Below are 22,909 nucleotides of genomic sequence, written 5' to 3' on the forward strand. Positions count from 1 at the left end.
ATGAGGGTCACGCCCTGGCAGTTGGCGGAGGCCTTGGGCCTGCCGCCGCCGACCGATGAGCAGGCCGCCGTCATCGCGGCCCCGCCCGGGCCGACGCTGGTCGTCGCGGGCGCGGGCGCGGGTAAGACCGAGACGATGGCCGCGCGCGTGGTCTGGATGGTGGCCAACGGGCTGGTCGCGCCCGATGAGGTGCTCGGCCTGACGTTCACCCGGAAAGCCGCCCAGCAGTTGACCACTCGTATCCGCACCCGCCTCGCGCGACTGGCCGGGGCCCCGCTGGTACGCGAACTGGATCCGAGCGGACGGCTGCGCGGCCTGCTGGCCGGATCCGAACCGGAGATCAGCACATACCACTCCTACGCGGGTCGCCTGCTGTCCGAACACGGCCTGCTGCTGCCGGTGGAACCCAATGCCACCCTGCTCACCGAGACCCAGCTGTGGCAGCTCGCACATCGCGTGGTCACCGCCTGGGACGGCGATCTGGATACCGAGCGCACCCCGGTCTCGGTGACCGAGGCCGTACTCGCCCTGTCGGGGCAGCTGGCCGAACATCTGGTGGAACCCGAACAGCTCGCCGAGGCGCACACCGAACTCGAGAAGCTCGTCTTCACCCTGCCCGCGGGCCCCCGCCAGCGCGGCGGCCCCAACCAGGAACTGCAGAACATCGTTGCCGCCCAACGCGAACGAGTGGCCCTGCTCCCCCTGGTGCGCCGCCTCGCCGAGGAACTACGCCGCCGCGGCGCCCTGGACTTCGGCTCCCAGATGTCGCTGGCCGCCCGCCTGGCCTCCGAACACGCCGAGGTCGGCCGCGCCGAACGCACCCGCTTCCGGCTGGTCCTGCTCGACGAATACCAGGACACCGGCCACGCCCAGCGCATCCTGCTGGCCGCCCTGTTCGGCGATCTGGACAGCGCGCGCGGCGCGATGAATCCCGCCGCGCCAGAGCCGGATACGAACGAACCGTCGCCATCGCGGGCCGAAGTGCGTGAAGCAGAGGGGAATGTATCAGCGGGTCAGGAGGATCCGAGCGTGGACTCGACGGCGGGTCGCGACGCTGGAGAACCCACGATGCCCGAAGATGCCGTGCGAACTACCGATGCCCAGGACGATTCGGCACCCCCCGAAGGGCCGCGGCAGGCAGAGGCTTGGCGGTCGGGTGCGGAACCGGAGAACGACGGCGAGTCGGTGGTGCGGGATCGGTTGGCGGTGACCGCGGTCGGTGATCCGATGCAGTCGATCTACGGGTGGCGGGGGGCGTCGGCGGCCAATCTGCCTCGGTTCGCCACCGACTTTCCCAGTGCCCCGGGCGTTCCCGCGCCCATACTTCCGTTGCTGACCAGCTGGCGCAATCCGCCCGAGGCGCTGGATCTGGCGAATTTGGTGGCGGAGCCGTTGCGGCATACCGAGGGTGGGGTGAGTGTCGACGCTCTGCGGCCCAGGCCCGATGCGGGGGCGGGTACGGTGGCGCTGGCTCTGACCGAAACCGTTGCGGTGGAGCGGGATTGGGTGGCCGAGCGGATCGCGGCCGAATGGGAGGCGCACGCCGACGCGGGGCTGCCGCCGCCGACCTCCGCGGTGCTGGTGCGGCGCAATGCCGATGCCGCGCCGTTGGCCGAGGCGTTGCGCGAGCGCGGGCTGCCGGTGGAGATCGTCGGGCTGGGCGGGCTGCTGGCCACGCCCGAGGTGGCCGATGTCGTCGCCACGCTGCGCCTGATCGCGGATCCGTCGGCGGGCAGTGCGGCCGTGCGCATTCTCACCGGCGCGCGCTGGCGCATCGGCGTCACCGATCTGGCCGCGCTGGCCCGGCGCGCCCGCGAACTGTCCATCGTGCAGCCGCCCGACCGGACCGATGCCATTACCGACGGCGCGGCGCTGGCCGACGCGCTGCGATCGGTCGCTCCGGAACCCGCCGAGCAGGCAGGGCTGGTCGATGCCATCGCCGATCCCGGTGCGCCGGACAACTATTCGCAGGCCGGATATCAACGCATCGTCGAATTGGGCCGGGAGCTGACCGCCCTGCGCGAACGCGGCGGCCAATCGCTGCCCGAACTGGTCGCCGATGTCGAGCGCACCATCGGGGTTGGCATCGAGACCCAGGCCCGGCGCGCGGCCGCGGGCGGCGGTGCGGGCCGCGAACATCTCGACGCCTTCAGCGAGGTCGTCGCCGGATACGCCGCCGATCACCGCGCGACGCTACCCGCGCTGCTCACCTTCCTGGCCGCGGCCGAGGAGGTCGAAAACGGCTTGGAGCCGGGCGAAGTCGAGGTCGCCCGTGACCGCGTGCAGATTCTGACCGTGCACGCCGCCAAGGGCCTGGAATGGGAGGTGGTGGCCGTCCCGCACGTGGTGCGCGGGGTGTTCCCGTCCGGCACCGCCGCGGGCACCTGGCTCGGCGCGCTCGCCGAACTGCCCACCGCGCTGCGCGGCGACCGTCAGCGCGAGGACGCCCGCGACGGCGTCCCGGTCCTGGACCTGTCGGAACTCTACGACCGCACCGATCTGGAACACGCGATCAAGCAGCACAAAGAGGCCCTCGGCCGCCGTCGCGTCGACGAGGAACGCCGCCTGTTCTACGTCGCGCTCACCAGAACCGAACGCGCCCTGTTCGTTTCAGCGCATCACTGGGCCGAGACGGGTGCGAGCCCCAAGGGTCCGTCGGATTTCCTGTTGGAACTCAAACACGCGGTGGAGGCCCCGGATTCGGCCGCGACCACCACCGTGCGCGTCGACCACTGGTCCGATCCGCCCGCCGCCGACGCGGTCAACCCGTTCACCGACAACCCAGCCTCCGCGCAATGGCCCCGTGATCCGCTCGGCAAACGCCGCGCCGCGGTTGAACAGGGCGCGGAATTCGTGCGCACCCAGCTGCTCGAGCTGGCCCGCGAGCAGAGCGAAACATCCACATCCGGAGAACAATTGGCGCTGTTCGCCGATGCGGACCCGGATGCGGTCGACCCCGACGACCCCGAGGGCTGGGCCGCCGATGTCGACGCCCTGCTCGCGGAATTCCTCGCCGCCGCCGACACCGTGCGCGAAGTCCAACTGCCCGAACAACTTCCGGCGACCGCGCTGGTCGACCTGCGCGCCGATCCGGCGAAACTCGCCGCCCGCCTGCGCCGCCCCCTGCCATATCCGCCGAGCCCGTTCACCCGGCGCGGCACCGCCTTCCACGCCTGGTTGCAGCGCTGGTTCGGCGCGACGCAGCTGCTGGATCTCGACGAATTGGCGGGCGCGCAGGATATTTCGAGCGGAACCGACGCCGAACTGACCCGCCTGCAGGAGGCATTCCTGTCCTCACCGTGGGCCAACCGCAATCCGGTCGAGGTGGAGGTGGCCTTCGAAACCTCGTTGGCGGGCACCCTGATTCGCGGTCGCATGGACGCGGTCTTCGCCGAGCCCGGCGGTCGCTGGCTGGTGGTGGACTGGAAGACCGGCGCCGAACCTACCCGCGCCGAGGAGCGCGCGGTCTCGATGCAGCTGGCCGTCTACCGCCTGGCCTGGGCCCGGCTCATGGCCGCCCGCACGGGCGCCGACGAGACCGAGACGCTCGAGCGGATCGGCGCGGCATTCCATTACGTGCGCACCGGCCGCACCATCGCCCCCGAGGATCTGCCCGGCCCCCGCGAACTCGAGCGGCTCATCGAGAAGGCCGCGCCCGCCTGGACCACGCCACCGGAGGACGACCCCGCCTGAGCGCGGGAGTACGTTGAGGGAAATCGCCGGTCGATGTCAAAGGATGCGAAACGGAGAACTGCGGTGAGTTTCGGTGACGACTACGGCCTGCTGGTCTCGGTGGCAACGGTTTTCGACCGCCGCGCCGCCGAAACCGTGCGCACCATGCTGCGGGCCGACGGCATTCGCGCCACCTTCGGTCCGGTGACGCCCGGGCGGGTTCAGCGCGCGCTGCGCCGCAGCGAGGGGCTGTGCATCCTGGTCTTCCCCGAGGATGCCGAGCGCGCCCGCGACTCCCTGTTCCGTCACACGAACTGACAAGCGCTCAGGCGGCCTCGCGGCTCACCTTCAACGCCTGGGTCACCAGCGGAATCTGTAGCGGCAGCCGCAGCAGAGAACCGATCCTCAACAGCAGCGGCAGCTTCGGATTGCGCACCCAGTCGACGGACATCTGCACATTGGCGGGGAACACCGCGAGGAACAGCAGCGCCGCGAGTCGTCCGCCGAGCCTGCGGGTGCGTGGCACCGCCAGCGCCGCGCCCACACTCAATTCGGCGACCCCGGACGCGTAGGTGTAGGCGCGCGCACGACCGGGCAGCTGCCGCGGCACGATCTGATCGAAGGGTCCCGGCACCGCGAAATGCAGCACCCCCATTCCGAGGAGCATGGCCGACAGCAGGCGGGCTCGGCGCGTGCTCGGCGAAGTCACGGCAGTCATGCCGACACCCTGTCACTCGCGCGCCGCCGCGTCGAGCCCGGGCGGGACCGGTACGCTGCGGGGCGTGTTCGATGATCGGCCCCACGGGCTGCGGCGGTTGACCGATCGCCCCGACTACGCCCTCGTCGGAATTCTGCGGATCCCGGAACTCCAGATCAGCCCATGGGTTTCGCTGGCGCGCCGGGTCGCGTTCGCGCTCGCGCTGCTGGCGGGCGCCACCCTGGTCGTGTACTTCGGCCGCGCGGGCTATCACGACAATCAGGGCGACGAGCTGTCGCTGCTGGACGCGGCCTACTACTCGACGGTCTCGCTGTCGACCACCGGCTACGGCGACATCACGCCGATCAGCCCCGAGGCGCGGCTGATCAATACGATCGTCATCACCCCGCTGCGGATCCTCTTCCTGATCGTTCTGGTCGGCACCACCCTGCAGGTTCTGACCGAGCGGTCCCGGCAGGTTTTCAAGATTCAACGATGGAGGCACAGGGTGCGCAATCACACCGTGGTCGTCGGATACGGCACCAAGGGCCGCACCGCCGTGGACGCGATGCTCGGTGACGGGGTGCAGCCCGCCGATATCGTCGTCGTCGACACCGATCCGGTCGTCCTCGAGGCCGCCGCGAACGCCGCGCTGGTGACCGTGCACGGTTCGGCGACCCAATCCGATGTGCTGCGGCTGGCCGGTGTGCAGCACGCCGCGGCGGTGGTGGTCGCCGCCAATCGCGACGACACCGCGGTGCTGGTCACGTTGACCGCGCGCGAGATCAATCCCAAGGCCAAGATCGTCGCCTCGATCCGCGAGGCGGAGAACACCCATCTGCTGCGGCAGTCCGGCGCGGATTCGGTGGTGGTGTCCTCGGAGACCGCGGGCCGGCTGCTCGGCATCGCGACCACCACGCCGAGCGTGGTGGACATGATCGAGGATCTGCTCACCCCGGAGGCCGGCTTCGCGATCGCCGAGCGGGAGGTGGAATCCGACGAGGTCGGCGGCTCGCCGCGGCATCTGCGCGATATCGTCCTGGGCGTGGTGCGCGGCGGCACGCTGATCCGGGTGGACGAGCCCGAGGTGGACGCCCTCGAGGTCGGCGACAAGCTGCTCTACATCCGCCGCGTGCACAAATAAGATCGCCGGATACGCTCGACGACGTGCCTGAATTTCAGCTGAAACACGTTCCGCTGCTGTCGCGTTCCGTACTCGACCGCGCCGAGGAGCTGCGCTCGGACGAGCAGGCGCTGAAGGAGGGCTGGTCCGCCGCCAAGGTGCTGCGGATGAATCGGCGCGGTCAGGTGCGCGTCGACGGCCTGTCGATCGTGTTCGAACCGGCCGTCGACCTGGCGGCCGAACCGGTGCCCGAGGCGGTATTCCTCGGCGTCGACGCCGGAACCCACCTGTGGGCCGTGCGCGACAACGAGATCGACGGCACCCTGATGGATTTGCGCGCGGTCGGCGTCTCACTGGATCTCGAGGATCTGGCCATGGGTGTGCTCTCCACCGCGCTGGCCCTGCTGAACTGGCATGACCGGGCGAAATTCAGTGCGGTCGACGGCACCCCGACCCATCCCGCCACCGCCGGCTGGACCCGCGTGTCCGAATCCGGGCACGAGGAGTTCCCGCGTATCGATCCGGCCGTCATCTGCCTGGTGCACGACGGCGGCGACCGGGTCCTGCTGGCCCGTCAGCAGAGCTGGCCCGAGGGCATGTTCTCGCTGCTGGCCGGGTTCGTGGAGGCGGGGGAGTCGCTCGAACGCTGTGTCGAACGCGAGATCGCCGAGGAGGTCGGCGTCGATGTGCGCGAGATCCGCTATCTCGGCAGCCAGCCCTGGCCGCTGCCGCGGTCGCTGATGCTCGGCTTCGCCGCGGTCGCCGATCCCGAACAGCCGCTGGTATTCGCCGACGGTGAGATCGCCGAGGGGTACTGGTTCACCCGCGGCGAGGTGCGCGAGGCATTGGCCCGCGGCGCATGGGGTTCCAAGGGTTCCGAGGGCGCGCGGCTGATGCTGCCGGGTTCGATTTCCATCGCGCGCACGATTATCGAATCCTGGGCCGCGATCGACTGATCGGCGAATTCGATATTCCCTCGATTTCGAGGGTGTGTTGGCTGCCATTTCGACGCTCCCGACCGTAATCTGTGACCCCGCCGGGGCATTCCGCCCGACCGATCGACGATTGATTCGAGAGGTGGGTCACGAATATGAATTACGCGCATCGTCTGACGGTCGCCGCTGTCGCGTTGACCTTTCCGCTGGTGATGGCCGCCCCGGCGAATGCGGCACCGGTCGCGACGGGCCCCGATGGCGGCGCGGCCGGTGCCGAATGGGCGGCGATCGAGGATGGGCCACAACAATATCCGAATATCAACATCCAATGGGATGTGCCGATCACGATGAGTGACGGCGTGGTGTTGAAGGCCAATGTGTACCGGCCCGCCGATGCGGCCATGCGGCCGGTGGATGTGCGGACGCCGGTAGTCGTCAACATCACTCCTTACACCAAATTGGTAAGCAATCTCGTCGATCACGCGCTGTCGATTCCGGTCCTGTCGGACGCGGTGGTCGATCTGCTGCGCCAGGTCGACTTCAGCGGTACCGCGCTGTCGGGCGTCACCGATCTGACCAAAGGTATCGGCGGGGATTGGTTGCGCAACTTCGCCATCGACCGTCGTCTGGTGCAGGCCGGGTACGCCCAGGTCGTTGTCGATACCCGCGGCACCGGCTTCTCCGAGGGGGTATGGGACGCCCTGCGCGAACGGGAGCAACAGGATTCGTTCGAGGTGATCGACTGGGCGGCGCGACAGCCCTGGTCCGACGGCAGTATCGGCATGAGCGGCATGTCGTATTCCGCGATCAATCAAATGCAGGCCGCCGAGTTGCGTCCGCCCGCGCTGAAGGCGATCTTCCCCGTACTGCCGGGCAGCGATCTGAATCAGGATGTACTGTCTCCGGGCAGTGGATTCGGCGTCACCTTCATCACCCTCTGGCTCTCCCTGATCAACGGCCTCAAATGGGTGCCGGATGTGCAGTCGATACTGACCGGGACGTTCGACCCGATCTGGCTCTCGGACCGCGTTCACAGTCCGCTGACATTCCTGGATGTCGAGTTCGACGTGTATACCAAGGCCCGGCTGGAGGATTTGAACCCACTGACCAAAGATGTTCTCACCGACTCCTCGCCGACCCGGCAGAGCTGGCTGGGCGATCCGAGCCGGGTGCAGGCGCCGACCTTCGTCGTCGGTGGCTGGCACGATCTGTTCACCTATTCGGAATCCAAGATCTACAACAAGATTCCGTTGCCGCCCGGGCATAAGCAGCTGTTGATGGGCGGCACTTATCACATCACTCCGGGAAATGAATACGGCGATCCCGGCCTGCCGCCGCGCGTCGATGTGCTGCAGCGGGCGTGGTTCGACAAGTGGCTCAAAGGAATAGACAACGGCATCGACACCTATGGTCCGGTCACGCTGCTGCAGCAGGGCGGCGATTGGATCACCCGCGGCGGTTTCGGTTCCTCCGAACAGGCGGACACGCCGACATATCGGCGAATGTATTTGTCCGCCGAGCGCAGTCACACCGCCACGAGCGTCTACGACGGTTCGCTGAACGCCGGGCCCGACAGCGGGGTCGCCCGGCTGACCATAGCGCCGGGCCTGACGACACTGTGCTCCAACGACGCCGCCCAGGCGACCGTGGGCATTCTGTCGATCATCGTCGCGTGCGGTGACGACTCACGTATCGCCGAACTGAACGGCCTGACCTTCACCAGCGCGCCGGTGGTCGAGCCGACCGTCATCTCCGGACCGATCGGGCTGCGGCTCAATACGATTCAGGACGCGAGCGACGGGTACTGGACGGTGACGGTCAACGATGTCGCGCCGGACGGGCGATCGACCGTGTTGTCGTCGGGTCAGCTGTTGGCCTCCGCGCGGCTGATCGACGATTCGCTCAGCACCCGCTCGGCCAACGGTGACTACACCGATCCGCGGCCCTATGCCTCCCTGACGCTGCGACAGCCGACGATGCCAGGCGCCGCGACCACCCTCGATATCGGGCTCACGGCCACCGAGGCCGTGCTCGCGCCCGGCCACCGGCTGCGGGTGGACGTCTTCGGCGGCAATGTGCCCAAGGGTCTTCCGATCCTGGCCGACCTCATCCATACCGAGCTGAAGCCCGAGCACCTCCAGCTCGATCCGGACGCACCGAGTTTCGTCAATATCCCGGTGCGCGGTAATCCGGGCTGGTGATCAGGCGATCTGCGCCAGGGCCTGCTTCACCTGAACCAGGCTGGGATTGGTGGCGGTGGATCCGTCGCGATACTTCACGGTCGGCACCACATGGTTGCCGCCGTTGACGCTGCCGACGAATTCGGCGGCCGTGGGATCTTCCTCGATGTCCACCTCGGTATAGCTGATTCCGGACTCGTCGAGCTGCTTCTTCAGGCGTCGGCAGTAGCCGCACCAGGTGGTCGAGTACATGGTCAGGTCGGTAGCTGTCACGCAGGAGTCAACGCCGGCGCGGTGCCATCTGTTCCGGGGGCTTGCCATGGATTTATTATGCGCGCATACTAAATCTATGGTCCACATCGCCGCTCACGCCACCTCCACCGCCGAACCCGCGGAGTACTCGCATCTGCGGGTGGCGGCATGAGCGCCCGGCACTGGCTGAACGTGGTTTCCCGCGACCATGTCCGTCGCGGTGTCGAACTCGGCATCGTCCAGGCCAACCACGGCAAGCGCACGGCCGTCGAGCGCATGGGTCCCGGCGACGGGCTGGTGTACTACTCGCCGCGCACCGGGATACGCGAGGGCGCGTGGGTCAAGGCGTTCACCGCACTGGGCACGATCGACGACCGGCCCGCGTGGCAGGCCGAGGACCAGGGCGGCTGTTTCCGGCCGTGGCGTCGAGAGGTCACGTATCGGCTGGATGCGCGGGAGGTTTCGATCGATGCGCTGCGCGGGGACCTCGAGCTGACCAGCGTCCCGAACTGGGGCATCGTGCTGCGCCGCGGCCTGATCGAATTGAGCGCCCACGACTTCGCGCTGATCTCCCACGCTATGGTCGGCGCGTGAACGAGGACCGGAACGCCGGGCTGCGCACCGAATTCGCCCATCCCGACGAGAGTCCCGGCCTGTTGCTGTGGCAGGTGACCAACCGCTGGCAGGCCGCCCAGCGTGCGGCCCTCGCGCCCTTCGACCTCACCCACGTCCAGTTCGTGCTGCTGGCCGCCCTGACCTGGCTCGCCGAACCCTGCGGCGGCGAGCCGGTCAGACAGCGCGACCTGGCCGACCGGGCCGTCACCGATCCCATGATGACCTCGCAGGTCTTGCGCGCGCTCGAACAGAAGGGTTTGGTCGAACGCCGCGAGCATCCGAACGACCGGCGGGCGAAATCGCTCGTTCCGACGAAAACCGGTGTCGCCCTGGTCAATCGGGCCATCGTGGCGGTGGAGGCGTGTGATCGCGAATTCTTCGGCCCGCTCGGCGGCTCGACCGGTGAGTTCGCAACGGCCCTGCGTCGGCTGCGCGATCGGTGACCCGCGTCAGACTCGCCCGGGGTGGGCGGGCCGAGACCTCCTGTGCCACAGGCCCGCCGCGCGCGTTTCCACCACCAGTGCCCCGGCGATCAATGCGACGATGCCGTAGACCAGCCAGATCGGTCCGAGATGCGGGCCGAGCGCGCCCAGGATCACCGCGATCACGGCCGCGGGCAGCGGCCACTTCAGGGTCCAGCGCCAACCCAGGCCGCTGCGGGCGCCGGTCACGGCGGTGACCAGGAAATAGGCCGCCGCGCCGCCGCACAGGGCCCAGCCGACGCCCGCCGGGAGATGACCCTGTGGATGAGCCAGGCACAATCCCAGGCCCGCGGCGATCGTCGCGATCGCACCGGTCAGCCAGCAGTGCATGGCCATTCGATGCGGGCCGGGTACGAGATTCGGGGAGACATCGCCGGTCAGCAGGCGCAGCACGGGCCCGAAATTAAGGGTCAGTGCCCACAGACCGGCCAGGATCGTGAAGCCGCCGAAGCCGAGCGCCAGCACCCGCGCACCCCAGCCCGTATCGCCGAGGGCCGTGATCAGCGCGATGACGCCCTCACCGAGCACGATGATCACGTAGAGGCCCAAGCGCTCACCGAGATGTTCCGGATCGACGTGCAGCGCCTCGATTTTCGGCAGTTCGCGGCCGTCGAAGCGGGGATAGCGGCGCAGTCGCCGATCGAGTTCGTGCTGCATCCTGGTCATCATCCGGTCGCCGTTGATCGCGAACATGCCCCAGGTATCGATGGTCAGGCCCAGGGCCCACAGCCAGAACTTCCACGGTTCGGGCACCCACAGCGAGACGATCCAGGGCGTCACGCCCGCGCCCAACTGCGCGATCGGCCAGTCGACCACGATTCGACCGCGGCCCCAGACCTGTGAGAGCACCACGCGCACGATCACGTAGACCGCGGCGAAGGTGGTGGCGTGCCGGGCGGGCATGCCGGGCACCGCGGCGGCCATCAGACCCACGCCCAGCATCGCGGCGAGCATCAGCGGCAGGCGGATGTGGTCGTAGGCGATGTCACCGTAGAGCGTCACACTCGCCCACGCCATCCAGAACGCCAGGTAGAGCAGGACATACAGCGCGAAGTCGCCGAGCGAGGGTCCGTGGTGCAGCACATGGGTGAGCTGACCGATGCCGGCGACCGCGACCAGATCGAAGAACAGCTCGATCCACGTCGCCCGGCGATCGTGTCGGAGGGTGTCGTCACTCGGCGTGTCGGTTGCCACCCGGCGCACATTAGCGGGCGCGGCCCGGACCTGTCGGACCTCGCTGTCATGATGGAGCCCGTGCCCGCTCCGATCACCACCCCTCAGCTTCGGCTCGACGGACTCGATCCCGAGCAGGCCGCCGCCGTGCGCGCACCGCGCGGGCCGGTCTGTGTGCTCGCGGGAGCGGGGACCGGTAAGACGCGCACGATCACTCATCGCATCGCACATCTGGTCTCGGCCGGACATGTGCGCGCCGATCAGGTTCTGGCCGTGACCTTCACCGCGCGCGCCGCGGGGGAGTTGCGCAGTCGGCTGCGCGGGCTGGGCCTGGGTGGTGAGGCGAATACGGTGCAGGCGCGCACCTTTCACGCGGCCGCGCTACGTCAGCTGCGCTATTTCTGGCCGCAGATCGTGGGCGATGTGCCGTGGCGGCTGATCGACAGCAAATTCCCGATCGTCGCGCAGGCCGCGAATCGCGCCGGACTGTCCACCGTCACCGAGAGCGTGCGCGATCTGGCCGGTGAGATCGAATGGGCCAAGGCGTCGCTGGTGGCCCCGGAGGACTACGCGGCCGCGGTGGCGCGGTATCACCGCGAACCTCCCTACGATCCGCGCAGGGTCGCCGACGTCTACAGCGGATACGAGGAGCTCAAGCAGACCCCCGAGGGGCTGCTGCTGGATTTCGACGATCTGCTGCTGCACACCGCGGCCGCCCTCGAGGACTATCCGGGCGTGGCCGAGGAGTTCCGCGGGCGCTATCGCTGTTTCGTGGTCGACGAATATCAGGACGTCACCCCGCTGCAGCAGCGGGTGCTCGACACCTGGCTCGGTGATCGCGACGATCTGACCGTGGTCGGCGACGCCAACCAGACCATCTATTCCTTCACCGGCGCGAGTCCGAGCTTCCTGCTGGACTTCTCGCGCCGCTTCCCGGAGGCCACGGTGGTGCGGCTCGAACGCGACTACCGGTCCACCCCTCAGGTGGTGTCGCTGGCGAACCGGGTGATCGGAGCCGCGCGCGGCCGGATCGCCGGGACCCGGCTGGCCCTGATAGGCCAGCGCGCCGACGGTCCCGAACCGTCGTTCGCCGAATACGACGACGAGCCCGCCGAGGCCGCGGCCGTGGCCAAGGCCGTGGCGCGGCTGATCGGCACGGGCGTCCCGGCCGCGGAGATCGCGGTGCTCTATCGCATCAACGCCCAGTCCGAAGCCTATGAGCAGGCGCTCACCGAGGCAGAGATCCCGTATCAGGTGCGCGGCGGTGAGGGCTTCTTCCAGCGGGCCGAGGTCCGCCAGGCCGTACAGGCGTTGCGGCAGACCGCCGTTCGCGACGATCTGCCCGATGCCCGGGGTCCCGAACTGGTCACCCTGGTCCGCGCGGCCCTGGCCCGTCTCGGGCTGACCGCCACCGAACCCAGTGGCGCGCAGGCCCGTGAGCGCTGGGCGTCGCTGGTGGCGCTGGTCCAGCTCACCGAGGAATTGACCGCCCACGATGAGGATCTGGAGCTGTCGGGTCTGCTGCGCGAGCTCGCCGCACGCGCCGAATCCCGGCATCCGCCGACCGTGCAGGGCGTGACGCTGGCCTCGCTGCACGCGGCCAAGGGGCTGGAGTGGGATGCGGTCTTCCTGGTCGGCCTCGCCGACGGCACGCTGCCGATCCAGCACGTGCTGGGGGAGGGCGGCGCGGTCAGCGACGAGGCGGCGCTGGAGGAGGAGCGGCGGCTGCTCTATGTGGGCGTGACGCGCGCGCGGGAACATCTGCAGCTGTCGTGGGCGCTGGCCCGCGCCCAGGGCGGTCGGAAGACGCGGCGGCGCAGCCGTTTCCTCAACGGTTTGATTCCGGAGGACTCCCCGGCCTCGCGTATCGCACAGGCCACCGGCGATCGGCGCGGCGCGAAACGCTCGCATCCGACCTGCCGGATCTGCGGTCGCCCACTGCTGGGCACCACCGCGACCATGCTCGGGCGCTGTTCGCGCTGCCCGGCCGATCTGGATCCGGTATTGCTCGACACGCTGCGCGAATGGCGTAAGGAGAAGGCCGACGAACTGTCGGTGCCGCATTTCGTGGTGTTCAGCGACACCACGCTCACGGCCATCGCCGAACAGCTGCCGACCGACGATCGGGCCCTGGTCGCCATCCCGGGCATCGGGGCGAAGAAACTCGGGCAGTTCGGCGCCGACGTGATAGCTATAGTCCGCTCCCGCATGGGTGCGCAAGACCATAAAACTGCAGGTGAAAAATAGGTTGTGCGGTTGTGAGCGACAGCCGTAGGGTGGGGATCACGCACCGGGAGGGCATTCCGGCGCGCACAGTGACCAAACGGATACGAGTAAGGAGGGAGGCAGACCAATGAACGGAATTATCAACATCGCGTCGATCGGCGTTGCGGCGTCGGCGATTCCGTGTGTGCACCTTGCCTCCCGGGGGGTCCTCGCTTTGCAGGGGACCGGTCTGTCCGCCGTAAGCATCTTCGGTACCGAACACACGGGGCCGAAGCATGCCCACACGACGGACAAGCCCATGCGGAGCTGGCACCCGGTCTATGCCGACGCATTTACCGGCGCCAATGCGGCAGTCGTCCGTCCGACGGCTGACCTGCAGGCAGCCCGCCTCCGCGACGCAAGCCCAGCGACCGTGATCAGGAGTCGACACCGACTCAGGTAGGGATCAACTCCCTTAGCCAACTGGCCACGGATCGCAAAACGCGAAACCGTGGCCATAGTTTTATCGGCCTCCAGCCACCGGCACCGGTTTCGCGAAAACCCAACCGCTGCACGAGCTGAAGGAGTAAGACGTGTCCACCGCGACCGTTCCTCGCGTGACATGCCATTCGACCGTGGCCCCGACATCCCGCACCCGGGGTGTCGCGCTCACTCTGCCCTGCCGGGTCGGCGACCCCGACCTGTGGTTCGCCGAGAGCCCCACCCAGCTGGAAGAGGCCAAGGCGCTGTGCGCGTCCTGCCCGATCCGCCGGACCTGCCTGGCCGCCGCGCTCGACCGCGGTGAGCCCTGGGGCGTCTGGGGTGGCGAGATCTTCGATCAGGGCGCCGTCATCGCCCGCAAGCGGCCCCGCGGCCGCCCGCGCAAGGTGACAGTGGCGTAATGGTCACCGCATATGATCACGAACGCGCCCGAGCCCCGCATCTCTGTCGAGATGCGGGGCTCGTCCTCATTCCGGGCCCGAATGTCCACGCCGACAACGGCGTTCGCCGCGTACCTCCGAGACCACGCTCGCGTCCCGGAGGTAGACGGGGGTCGCCGTGCGAACGATTTCGTGGACTGGGACCGTATACGACAGGACTCGCACAACGAACGGACTTCGTACTCATCACGAGCGAAGGCGGCCCGGCAATGACGCTGATATGTCCGACCCGCCAGACCTGTCGATTGCGCCGCCGGGCTCTGCCGCGGTATCGCCGGACCTCGAAATCGAGGAGCGCGCCACCATGGCGGGTAGCGCCAACTACTCGGCATCGATAGCCAGGGCCGAGAAGGGCCTCACCATCGCGGCGGCGATCGCGGTGCTGGCCGGTGGGCTGATCGGACGATTCGTACCGCACGGTGCGGTGCTGGCGGCGCTGGGGCTGATGGCTGTTCTCGGCGGATTGTTCGGCATGGCGCTGAACGCGTCGACGAGGAATCCGAGCGGCCGCGCGCAGCGGATCCTGTATCCGGTCATGTCGTCGGCCGGGGTGATCGCGCTGGTCGTGTTCTTCGCCGTACGCGGGAGAAACGGTTCGCCGGACATCGGGCCGGATTCGTTTTGATCGGGGCGCTGGCCGTCGGGTTGCCGAGTATGGCAGCAGTTCTCGCGATCTTCGGCGGCCACCGGGGGATTTTCGGCACGACCGACGAGTAGCCGGACCGATCAGCGGCGGCGGTGTGGTGGGTGGCGGACCATGAGGCCGTCGGAGACCGCCAGGAGCAGGGTGATGGTGTCGTGGGTGTGGGCCCACCAGCGATGGCGGGTGCCCGCGGTGCAGTAGTAGGCGTCGGCGGTGGAGAGGTGGATTTCCTCGCCGTCGGCGATGAGGGTGATCGCGCCGCGGACGACGTAGACGAGTTCGTCGTTCTCGTGGGTGAATTCGCGGGAGCCGCGGCCGGTGCCGCCGGTGAATTCCAGGGCGCGTAGGTCGCGGCGGCCGTGGATCAGGGCGCGGACCGAGCCGTCGTCGCCCGGATCCGCTTGGGCCAGAACGGGATCGGCGCCCGCGCGGACCACCGGTTCGTCGGGGGTGGGGTCGGCGGCGGCGAGAAGTTCGGTGGCGGTGGTGCCGAGGGCGTCGGCGATGCGCTGTAGAGAGCGCAGGCTGGTGTTGGTGCGGCCGTTCTCGAACTGGCTCAAAAACGAGGGGGACAGATCCGTGCGTTCGGCCAGCTGGGCGAGCGTCAGGCGGGCCGCGAGCCGCCGATTGTGCACGACGTCGGCCAGACTCAGTCGGCGTGTTTCGTCCGTCACCACCTTGTCCGGATGCACAGATCTACCTCTCGACGTTTCGCCTCATTGTCGGTGCTGCACCGACGTATCCCAGTTTTTACCTCACGATGATCGCAAGTCTTCATCGAACGCGTTGGCTACTGAATATTCAGTGAAACTGGATTTTCAGGAGACATGGTGGAACAGAACACGCTGAAGCGGCGCGGAACGGGTCTGATCGGCATCGATCCGGAGCTGTCGTGGCCGGGATACACGCTCTACGCACCGCTGGCGGGCAATGGAATCGTCGATCTGATCGACCCGAACGGCGAGCTCGCGCATCGCTGGAATCTGCCGTATCGACCGGGTCGTCACGCGCGGCTGCTCGCCGACGGCCGCCTGGCCTACAACGGCGCGACGCTGGCGATCGAACCGCCGTTCGCGATGTGGCGCAAATACAGCGGCGGATCGATGGCCACCTACGATCCGAACGGCCGCCTGCTCACCGAATTCCGTGACGATCACCAGCATCACGACGCCCACCACTACGACGACGGCCGCATCCTCTACACCGCGGTGCGACCGCTGACCGGTGCGGCCGCGCGGCGCATCGAGGGCGGGGTGCCCGGCACCGAGGCCGACGGCGTGGTGTGGGCCGATGTCATTCGCGAGGTGAGCGCCGACGGCTCCCCGCTGTGGGAGTGGCACGCGGTAGACCACCTCGATCCCGCCGAATTCGGCCTGCAGCCGCACTATTGGCGCGAACACTGGCCGTTGATCAACAGCGTGCACCCACTCGACGAGCACACCGTGATAGCCAGCCTGCGCAGTGTTTCGGCGGTGATCACCATCGACCGTCGCACCGGCGAATACACCACGCTGGCGGACCGAACCGTCGTCGCCCAGCAACACCACGCCACGCCGCTGGGCGACGGACGAATCCTGATCTTCGACAACGGCACCTTCCGCACCGGCGAATCGGTGACCTACAGCCGAGTCATCGAAATCGACGCGCGCACCGGCGAACCGACCTGGACCTACCAGGACTCCCCGCGCGAGGCCTTCTTCACTCCGTTCATGGGCGGCGCTCAGCGCCTACCCAATGGCAACACCCTGATCACCGAGGCCGCCTTCGGCCGCATCTTCGAGATCACCGCCGAGGGCCGAATCTGCTGGGAGTACGTGGTCCCCACCTTCACCACCTATCCGGATCCGGGCACCGCCGAGGTCTTCCCCAGCCTGTCCAACGCCATCTTCCGGTCCTATCGCTATGCGGCGCAGGATATTCCGTGGCTGGGGACGCTGTGAGGCGGCGCGGCGACGGTCCGAAGGCAGGTGTGAGATGACCGGTGTGGTGGAAACGGCCGATGAGAAGCTGCCTGCCGCGCGAGCTCTCGTGGCGGCGGTCCAGCATCTGCTGGTGATGGTGGCGACGCCGATCGCCTCGGTGTTGTTGATCGGGCGGAGTTTGGGGTTGGGGGATGGGGAGGTTCGGGCCCTGCTCTGTGCGGTCCTGTTGTTCGGCGGGGTGGGGACGGTATTGCAGTCGTTGGGACGCGGGTCGCTGGGGGCGGGGTTGCCGTTCGTGATGCTGCCCGGCGGGGCGGCGGTGGTGTTGTTCGTTCAGATCGCGCAGAGTTCGGGGGCGGCCACCGCGTCCGGGGCCGTGATCATTACCGCGGTCGCCGGAATCGTGCTGGTGCCGGTGGCTCGGCGGTTCGTGACGCGGCTGCCCGCGGTGGTGATCGCGAGCATGATCGTGGTCATCGGGGTGAATCTGGTGAAGGTCGCGGGCGGATTGATCGTCGCGCCGGAGGAGCGTTCGACCGTGGCGGCGGTTTCGCTGGCCGCGGTGACCGTGGTGGTGACGGTGCTCGCGCATCGGTTCCTGCCGGGCGGGTGGCGGCGGTTGGCGGTATTGGTCGGGATGGTCGCCGGCGCCGCGGTCGCGCTGGCGGTCGGGCGATTTCAGCTGCATGCCGGTGGCGGGGTCGTGCAGTTGCCTCGGCTGTTCCTGTTCGGCACACCGCATTTCGATCTGATCGCGAGTGTGCCGCTGCTGGTGTTCGGGATCGGCTCGATGGCCGAGGCGACGGGGCAGACTCTGCTCAATGCCCGGATCGTGGGTCGGACGATCGATCCCGAGGCGACCGTCGGACGCACCATTCGCGGCGATGCGGTGACCTCGCTGCTGTCGGGACTGTTCGGTGGCCCGTCGATGGTGACCAGCGGGGAGAATATCGGGCTGCTCCGGCTGACCGGCGTGCGCAGCCGCTATGTCACCGCGCTAACCGGACTGCTGTTGATCGTCGTGGCATTCCTGGCGCCGGTTGGACGGATCGTGAATTCGCTACCGGGCCCGGTGATCGGCGGTACCGCGGCGATCGCGTTCACGATGATCGTGGCGGCGGGGATCGGCATGTTCGAACGGGTCGATCTGCGCTCGGACGGCGAATTGATCACCGCGACGGCCGCGCTGACCGCCGGACTGCTGCCGATTCTGACCCCGGCGCTCTATCGCGACTTCCCCGCCGATCTGCGACTGCTGCTCGGCAGCGGGGTGACCATGGCGGCGGTCGTCGGCACCGTGGTGCATGTGCTGTTCGCGCTGCGGTGGCGAGGGCTCAACTGGCGCTTCGGTATTCGGCGTAACCGGGCACCCAGTCGTGCATCAGCCGCATGAAGGGCACCTCGGCGTCGAGCTGCGCGCAGATGCCGATGGAACCCATCAGCACCCGGAACACCATGGCGTGCTCGGGCGGAAGCTGCAGCGACCACGAGGTCTTCATCTCCGGGCTGCCGATATCGGTGGCCTTGCCCGCGACCCGCTGCATCCACTTGCGGGTGAAGTGGAAGGTCTCGGTGCGGATCGGATCGGAGAACGGCCGCAGGAAATCGGCGATCTCCTGGTGGCCGAGGATCTTGCCTGGGATCACGAAACCGTTGTCGTACATGAGCGTGGTCAGCTCCTCGTACCAGTCCTCGACCGCGAGGGCGACCATCTGGCCGAGGATCGGCGGGAAGCCGTCGGGCAGCGGCGCGCAGGCGCCGTAGTCGATGACGGCCAGGCGGCCGTCGGACAACATCATGAAGTTGCCCGGATGCGGATCGCCGTGCAGCAGGCCGACCGTCGACGGTGAGGAGAAATGGAATTCCGCCATCCGCTCGGCGACCCGATTGCGCAGTTCGCGGGTGCCCTCGGGGTCGGCATTGCCCTGGGTGATGATTGCCGAGACCGGGGTGGCGTCGAGCCATTCGGTCACGATCACCTTGGGCGCGCTGGCCACCACCCTCGGGACCACGAAGCGCGGATGGCCCTCGTAACCCTTGGCGAAGGCGCGCTGATTGCCCGCCTCGATGCGATAGTCGAGCTCCTCCTCCATACGCTCGCTGAGTTCGGCCAGCACCGGCTTCACATCGGCGGTCTGCAGAATTCCGGCGACCAGACCCGAGACCCGATTCAGGGTCTTCAGATCCGCGCGCAGCGCCTCGTCGGCGCCCGGATACTGCACCTTCACCGCGACCACGCGACCGTCGGACCAGATCGCCCGATGCACCTGACCGATACTCGCCGAGGCGGCCGGGGCGTCGTCGAATTCGCGGAACCGCTGCCGCCAGCCGGTGCCCAGCTGCTGATCCAGCACCCGGTGCACGGTCGCGGCCGGCATGGGCGGCGCGGCGGCCTGCAGTTTGGTCAGCGCCTCGCGGTAGTGCTCGCCGAACTGCTCGGGCACGGCGGCCTCCATGACCGACAGCGCCTGTCCGAATTTCATTGCGCCGCCCTTGAGTTCACCCAGGACGGAGAACAACTGCTCGGCCGCTTTCTGGTTCAACTGCGCATTGATCTCGGACTTGTCGCCGCCGACGAGCTTGCGCCCGAACCCCACCGCGGCCCGGCCGGCGATGCCCAGCGGAATCTTGGCCAGCTTGGCATTACGGGACGAGCTACGGCGCACAATCTCGGACACCTACCCATCATGGCCGACGTACCGCGCGGTGTGCCATGGGAATCGGCTGAACCGGACGGTTCCAAACGGGCGTGTTATCGGTCACATTCACCCTCCGCGCATCCGTAGGCCCTGATTGATCGGGGCTATCGGACAGCGATGTGGCCCCCGATACTGATCGGTGATCGTGCCCACAGCGGAGGAAATATGCGAATCAATCCGCTTGTACTCGCAATTGTCGCCACAGCCGCACTGGCAATCCCGACCACACTCGCGGTGACGAGCAATGCCGCGGCGGTCGATGAGGTCTCGCTCGGCGGCGCAGGGTCGAAAGCGGTCGCCGTCGTGGACGAGGCCGCAGCGGGCGAATGGATTCCGCTCGAAATCCCTACGGAGGCGCGGTCCATCCGGCCAGATGCGGGTCGGCTCGGGAATATCGGGTCGGGCAGAACCGTGACGGCGACGATCGCGCCGATCGACGTGGTTCCGCCCGTGGTTACCGGGTCGGCCATGGCGGATGGTCTGCTCGGTAGTTGGGGACATGTCGTGCCCTATCTGTTGTCGGGACGCTGGGGCTGTGCGCTCGTATCGGCGGTGGGGTCCTCGTATACCTGTGGGGGTTGATCGGGTTCGTCGGGTGGGTACAGGGTGCGGCAGGCGCATTCCGGATGCGGGGTCCAGGGGCGGCGTTCGATGTGGTGGGTGTCGGGATCCAATTCCAATGTGGTGTCGAGGGTCTGGGGTGGTTGGTCGGGGCGCCCGGCGAGGATGAGTTCGAGGTCGCGCAGGACCAGGGCGGTGGTCGCGGCGACCGTGGCGGGGGAGGCGTGGCCGACTCGGCCCAGTAGTTGACCCGCCAGATGGGGCCAATCGGCGTCGTGGTCGCGGCGGATGAGATCGGCGCAGCGCAGACAGCTGGTGCCGCCGGGCAGGACCAGCGGGCCGACGATGCCGCGGCCGTCGCGGACGCGGACCTGCAGATGTGGGACGCGTTGCAGGATCAGGTCGTTCACCAGATGTGGTTCGGGGACCAGAGCGTCGGCCAGAATTACCAGATCCGCCGATCGCGCCGCCGTCTTCGCCGCCGGATCGGCCTCGCGGGAGCGGGTGGGCCGCAGACCCAGTGGGCGCATTCCGGCCGTGATCGCCTCCGACAGCGGCCCGCGCCCGTGCACATGGACCGCGCGCACCCGGGTGGTGCGGGGCCGGGGCGAAAGCAGCAGCCCCGCACTCTCGAGGGCGGCCAGGATCGCCAGCGCGTCGGGTGCGCGGATGCCCACCCTGTCGGCCTGCCAGACGATTTGGGGATGGCTGAGCTCGCCGTCGAGCAGGCGCAGAAAGCCCAGGACGGCATCGGGACTCGTACCGGGCGGGCGCAGCACCATCGCGTGTTCGGGATCCCAGCCCAGCTGTACATCCCCCGACGGCCGCCGCAGCACCGCCAGGCGTGGATGCAACATCGGGCCGCAGGGGCGATACGTGGTCATGTCGGAAAGTATGGCGCTCCGGTCTGTCCGCACCGCCGACCAAAGACCTGGTTATCCACAGGAAATGTGCTCATCCACAGGGCATCTCATGAGGACACGGGGTTGTCCGCGCCCCGCTCGCGACCGCACTTCCGATCGCCGCTACATCGCCGCGCGAGTGCGAATGGAAGAGATTCCCCAATTCTGTCCACAGTGCGTGCGGGCCGAAATCCTATGAGGGAAACAAACTTTCAGCCCCGTTCGCGGTGTGATCGAATGTATCAGCTCCGGTGGTGAATCCGGACGAACCACGCGGAACTACCCCGCGGCCTGTGCTCCACCGCGTGCCGGACGCGCGGTCGCGGTCATCCAGACCGGCTCGTCGGGCCCGCCGGTGAACGAGATCTGCGGCCGAATGGGCCTGTCGTCCACCGGGTTCAGCTCGACGCGCTGCGCGGTGCGGGCCAGCACCACTACGGCCTCCATGGTCGCGAAACCCGCCGCGACACACATCCGCTTACCCGCGCCGAACGGCAGGTTCGCGTGTTTGGGCGGCGGCTTCGCCTGATCGCCCAGATGTCTGCTCGGATCGAATTCGTCGGGCCGATCCCACACCCGGGCATTGTGGTGCACGCCGTGCACGATGATGGCGACCGTGGTCCCGGCCGAGATCGGATAGCCGCCCAGGACATCGTCATCCAGTGCGACCCTGGCCAATCCGATGACCGGCGGATGGACCCGCATCGTCTCGGTGACGATCGCCTTGGTCCACACCAGCCGATCCACATCCTCGGCCGTCGGCACGCGACCGCCCAGTACGGAATCCAACTCCTCGTACATCCGCTCGCGCGCCTCGCGATGGCGACCGAGCAGATGCCAGGCCCAGGCCAGAGCCGTTGCGGTGGTTTCCATTCCGGCGCCGATGAAGGTCATCAGCTCCTCGCGGATCTCCTGATCGGTATAGGCGTACCCGCTCTCCGGATCGCGCGCGTCCATCAGCAGCGCCAGCAGATTGTCCTTGCGCGCGATGCGTCCGGCGCGATGATCGGCGATGAGATCGTCGATCACCCGTTCCGCGTGTCGCAGATCGCGCATGGCCCGCGGTGCGGTGAGCCAGCCCGAAATGCGCATGATCCGCATGGGAAGCCGCGGATTCTCGGCGGATTCGGGATGTGGGCCGTGTTTGAGCACCCAGGTCGACATCGCCCGGATGGGGCGACTCAGATTGGTCATGAAGCCGACGCCGAAGAACCGCAGCAGATTCGCCAGCCGCACCTGTGACATGGGTCCGGACAGATCGGTACCGAACATGGTGCGCGCGACCACATCCAGGGTGAGCAGGTTCATCGCGGCGTTCACATCGACCGGTCCGGACGCGGTCAGCATCCGATCGACCGCGTCGTCGGTGGCCTCGGTCATCGGGAGCGCGAAGCGATCCAGATTGCGGCGGTTGAACACCGGCTGCACCAGCCGTCGGTTGCGCATCCAGCGCCGATCGTCCAAATCGGTCACCAGACCGCGGCCGAAGGCCACGGCGAGCATGTCGTATTCGGCGCTCTTGGCGTAGTTGTTCTGATTGGTGACCAGGACGTGGCGGGCCAGCTCCGGACTGCGCACGACCACGAACCGTAGGAACGGCACCCGGGCGACCACGACATCGTCCTGCCCCGGCAGCCGGGTGATGTATTCGGTGATGGTGTGGTCGCGCACCCGCGGCAGTGTGCGCAGGGCCAACTTCCACGACTCCCACCAGGAGACCCGGGACTCGTGCCAGCGGATGAACGCCGGTGACCAGCGCGGCGGATGCAGCGCCGCGGATGGTTGTTCATCGGCCGATTTCATGAGAGCCGCCACGCCGGTCACTCCCTCCGCGAACCCCTTGGATTGCGCTCAGTGTACAACTGTGCACAATCGCGTCAAGGGGGTCGCCAGCCGCTCAGCTGGGG

At 68.0% G+C, this 22,909-nt stretch carries 19 protein-coding genes; 12 read left to right on the forward strand and 7 right to left on the reverse strand.

The annotated features are described in order from the left end of the window. A complete protein-coding gene (locus NP4_RS01005; RefSeq protein ID WP_067990398.1) occupies positions 1-3,693 on the forward strand; it encodes an ATP-dependent helicase in 3,693 nt (1,230 codons plus the stop codon). 63 nt (positions 3,694-3,756) lie between these two features. Next, complete coding sequence (locus NP4_RS01010; RefSeq protein ID WP_067990401.1) at positions 3,757-3,990, forward strand: hypothetical protein; 234 nt, start codon at positions 3,757-3,759, stop codon at positions 3,988-3,990. 7 nt (positions 3,991-3,997) lie between these two features. On the opposite strand, the gene NP4_RS01015 is transcribed toward NP4_RS01010, so the two are convergent. Further along, the gene (locus NP4_RS01015; RefSeq protein WP_067990404.1) at positions 3,998-4,390 is read right to left on the reverse strand and encodes a DoxX family protein; all 393 of its coding nucleotides are present in this window, start codon (positions 4,388-4,390) and stop codon (positions 3,998-4,000) included. A gap of 64 nt (positions 4,391-4,454) precedes the next feature. Between NP4_RS01015 and NP4_RS01020 the strand changes: the two genes are divergently transcribed. The 3 genes from NP4_RS01020 to NP4_RS01030 all read left to right on the forward strand — a co-directional run bounded on the left by NP4_RS01020 (position 4,455) and on the right by NP4_RS01030 (position 8,628). Continuing rightward, a complete protein-coding gene (locus tag NP4_RS01020; RefSeq protein ID WP_062513117.1) occupies positions 4,455-5,513 on the forward strand; it encodes a potassium channel family protein in 1,059 nt (352 codons plus the stop codon). 23 nt (positions 5,514-5,536) lie between these two features. After that, a complete protein-coding gene (gene nudC / locus NP4_RS01025) occupies positions 5,537-6,448 on the forward strand; it encodes an NAD(+) diphosphatase (protein WP_067990407.1) in 912 nt (303 codons plus the stop codon). A gap of 134 nt (positions 6,449-6,582) precedes the next feature. After that, complete coding sequence (locus tag NP4_RS01030; RefSeq protein ID WP_067990412.1) at positions 6,583-8,628, forward strand: CocE/NonD family hydrolase; 2,046 nt, start codon at positions 6,583-6,585, stop codon at positions 8,626-8,628. Here the strand turns inward: NP4_RS01030 and NP4_RS01035 are convergent, their stop codons facing one another. Continuing rightward, entirely contained in the window at positions 8,629-8,880 is a 252-nt protein-coding gene (locus NP4_RS01035; RefSeq protein ID WP_062513092.1) for a mycoredoxin, read from the reverse strand. It lies immediately after the preceding gene. 147 nt (positions 8,881-9,027) lie between these two features. Between NP4_RS01035 and NP4_RS01040 the strand changes: the two genes are divergently transcribed. Both NP4_RS01040 and NP4_RS01045 read left to right on the forward strand, forming a co-directional pair. After that, positions 9,028-9,453 (forward strand): EVE domain-containing protein, encoded by a 426-nt coding sequence (locus NP4_RS01040; protein WP_067990417.1) that lies wholly within the window; start codon positions 9,028-9,030, stop codon positions 9,451-9,453. Beyond that, positions 9,450-9,917 (forward strand): MarR family winged helix-turn-helix transcriptional regulator, encoded by a 468-nt coding sequence (locus tag NP4_RS01045; RefSeq protein ID WP_067990420.1) that lies wholly within the window; start codon positions 9,450-9,452, stop codon positions 9,915-9,917. Before NP4_RS01040 ends, NP4_RS01045 begins: the two co-directional genes overlap by 4 nt. Positions 9,918-9,923: 6 nt before the next feature. Here NP4_RS01045 and NP4_RS01050 read toward each other — a convergent pair whose 3' ends face one another. Continuing rightward, positions 9,924-11,150, reverse strand: coding sequence for a low temperature requirement protein A (locus tag NP4_RS01050; protein ID WP_067990558.1), 1,227 nt, complete (start codon positions 11,148-11,150; stop codon positions 9,924-9,926). A 48-nt stretch (positions 11,151-11,198) separates the two neighbouring features. Here NP4_RS01050 and NP4_RS01055 point away from each other — a divergent pair, with 48 nt between their 5' ends. The 3 genes from NP4_RS01055 (at position 11,199) to NP4_RS01070 (ending at position 14,900) form a co-directional block, all read left to right on the forward strand. Further along, positions 11,199-13,376, forward strand: coding sequence for an ATP-dependent DNA helicase UvrD2 (locus NP4_RS01055; RefSeq protein WP_082875404.1), 2,178 nt, complete (start codon positions 11,199-11,201; stop codon positions 13,374-13,376). Positions 13,377-13,951: 575 nt separating this feature from the next. Then, positions 13,952-14,236 carry a WhiB family transcriptional regulator gene (locus NP4_RS01065; protein ID WP_062513114.1) on the forward strand — a complete coding sequence of 95 codons (285 nt, stop codon included), beginning with the start codon at positions 13,952-13,954 and terminating at the stop codon, positions 14,234-14,236. Positions 14,237-14,495: 259 nt separating this feature from the next. After that, complete coding sequence (locus NP4_RS01070; RefSeq protein ID WP_067990429.1) at positions 14,496-14,900, forward strand: hypothetical protein; 405 nt, start codon at positions 14,496-14,498, stop codon at positions 14,898-14,900. A gap of 101 nt (positions 14,901-15,001) precedes the next feature. Here the strand turns inward: NP4_RS01070 and NP4_RS01075 are convergent, their stop codons facing one another. Then, positions 15,002-15,592 carry a helix-turn-helix domain-containing protein gene (locus NP4_RS01075; RefSeq protein WP_211335712.1) on the reverse strand — a complete coding sequence of 197 codons (591 nt, stop codon included), beginning with the start codon at positions 15,590-15,592 and terminating at the stop codon, positions 15,002-15,004. 153 nt (positions 15,593-15,745) lie between these two features. On the opposite strand from NP4_RS01075, the gene NP4_RS01080 reads away from it, so the two are divergent. Both NP4_RS01080 and NP4_RS01085 read left to right on the forward strand, forming a co-directional pair. Further along, on the forward strand, positions 15,746-16,858 hold the full coding sequence (locus tag NP4_RS01080; protein ID WP_067990432.1) for an aryl-sulfate sulfotransferase: 1,113 nt from the start codon (positions 15,746-15,748) through the stop codon (positions 16,856-16,858). A gap of 34 nt (positions 16,859-16,892) precedes the next feature. After that, positions 16,893-18,233 (forward strand): uracil-xanthine permease family protein, encoded by a 1,341-nt coding sequence (locus tag NP4_RS01085; RefSeq protein WP_067990435.1) that lies wholly within the window; start codon positions 16,893-16,895, stop codon positions 18,231-18,233. Here NP4_RS01085 and NP4_RS01090 read toward each other — a convergent pair. The 3 genes from NP4_RS01090 to NP4_RS01100 all read right to left on the reverse strand — a co-directional run bounded on the left by NP4_RS01090 (position 18,175) and on the right by NP4_RS01100 (position 22,817). Next, positions 18,175-19,518 (reverse strand): ABC1 kinase family protein, encoded by a 1,344-nt coding sequence (locus tag NP4_RS01090; protein WP_067990439.1) that lies wholly within the window; start codon positions 19,516-19,518, stop codon positions 18,175-18,177. The genes NP4_RS01085 and NP4_RS01090 overlap by 59 nt on opposite strands. A gap of 530 nt (positions 19,519-20,048) precedes the next feature. Then, a complete protein-coding gene (locus tag NP4_RS01095) occupies positions 20,049-20,984 on the reverse strand; it encodes a TOMM precursor leader peptide-binding protein (RefSeq protein WP_082875407.1) in 936 nt (311 codons plus the stop codon). A 297-nt stretch (positions 20,985-21,281) separates the two neighbouring features. Continuing rightward, entirely contained in the window at positions 21,282-22,817 is a 1,536-nt protein-coding gene (locus NP4_RS01100; RefSeq protein WP_245996881.1) for a cytochrome P450, read from the reverse strand. Positions 22,818-22,909: the final 92 nt, after the last annotated feature.

Source organism: Nocardia pseudobrasiliensis NBRC 108224 (genome assembly GCF_001613105.1).
GTDB classification, from domain to species: domain Bacteria; phylum Actinomycetota; class Actinomycetes; order Mycobacteriales; family Mycobacteriaceae; genus Nocardia; species Nocardia pseudobrasiliensis.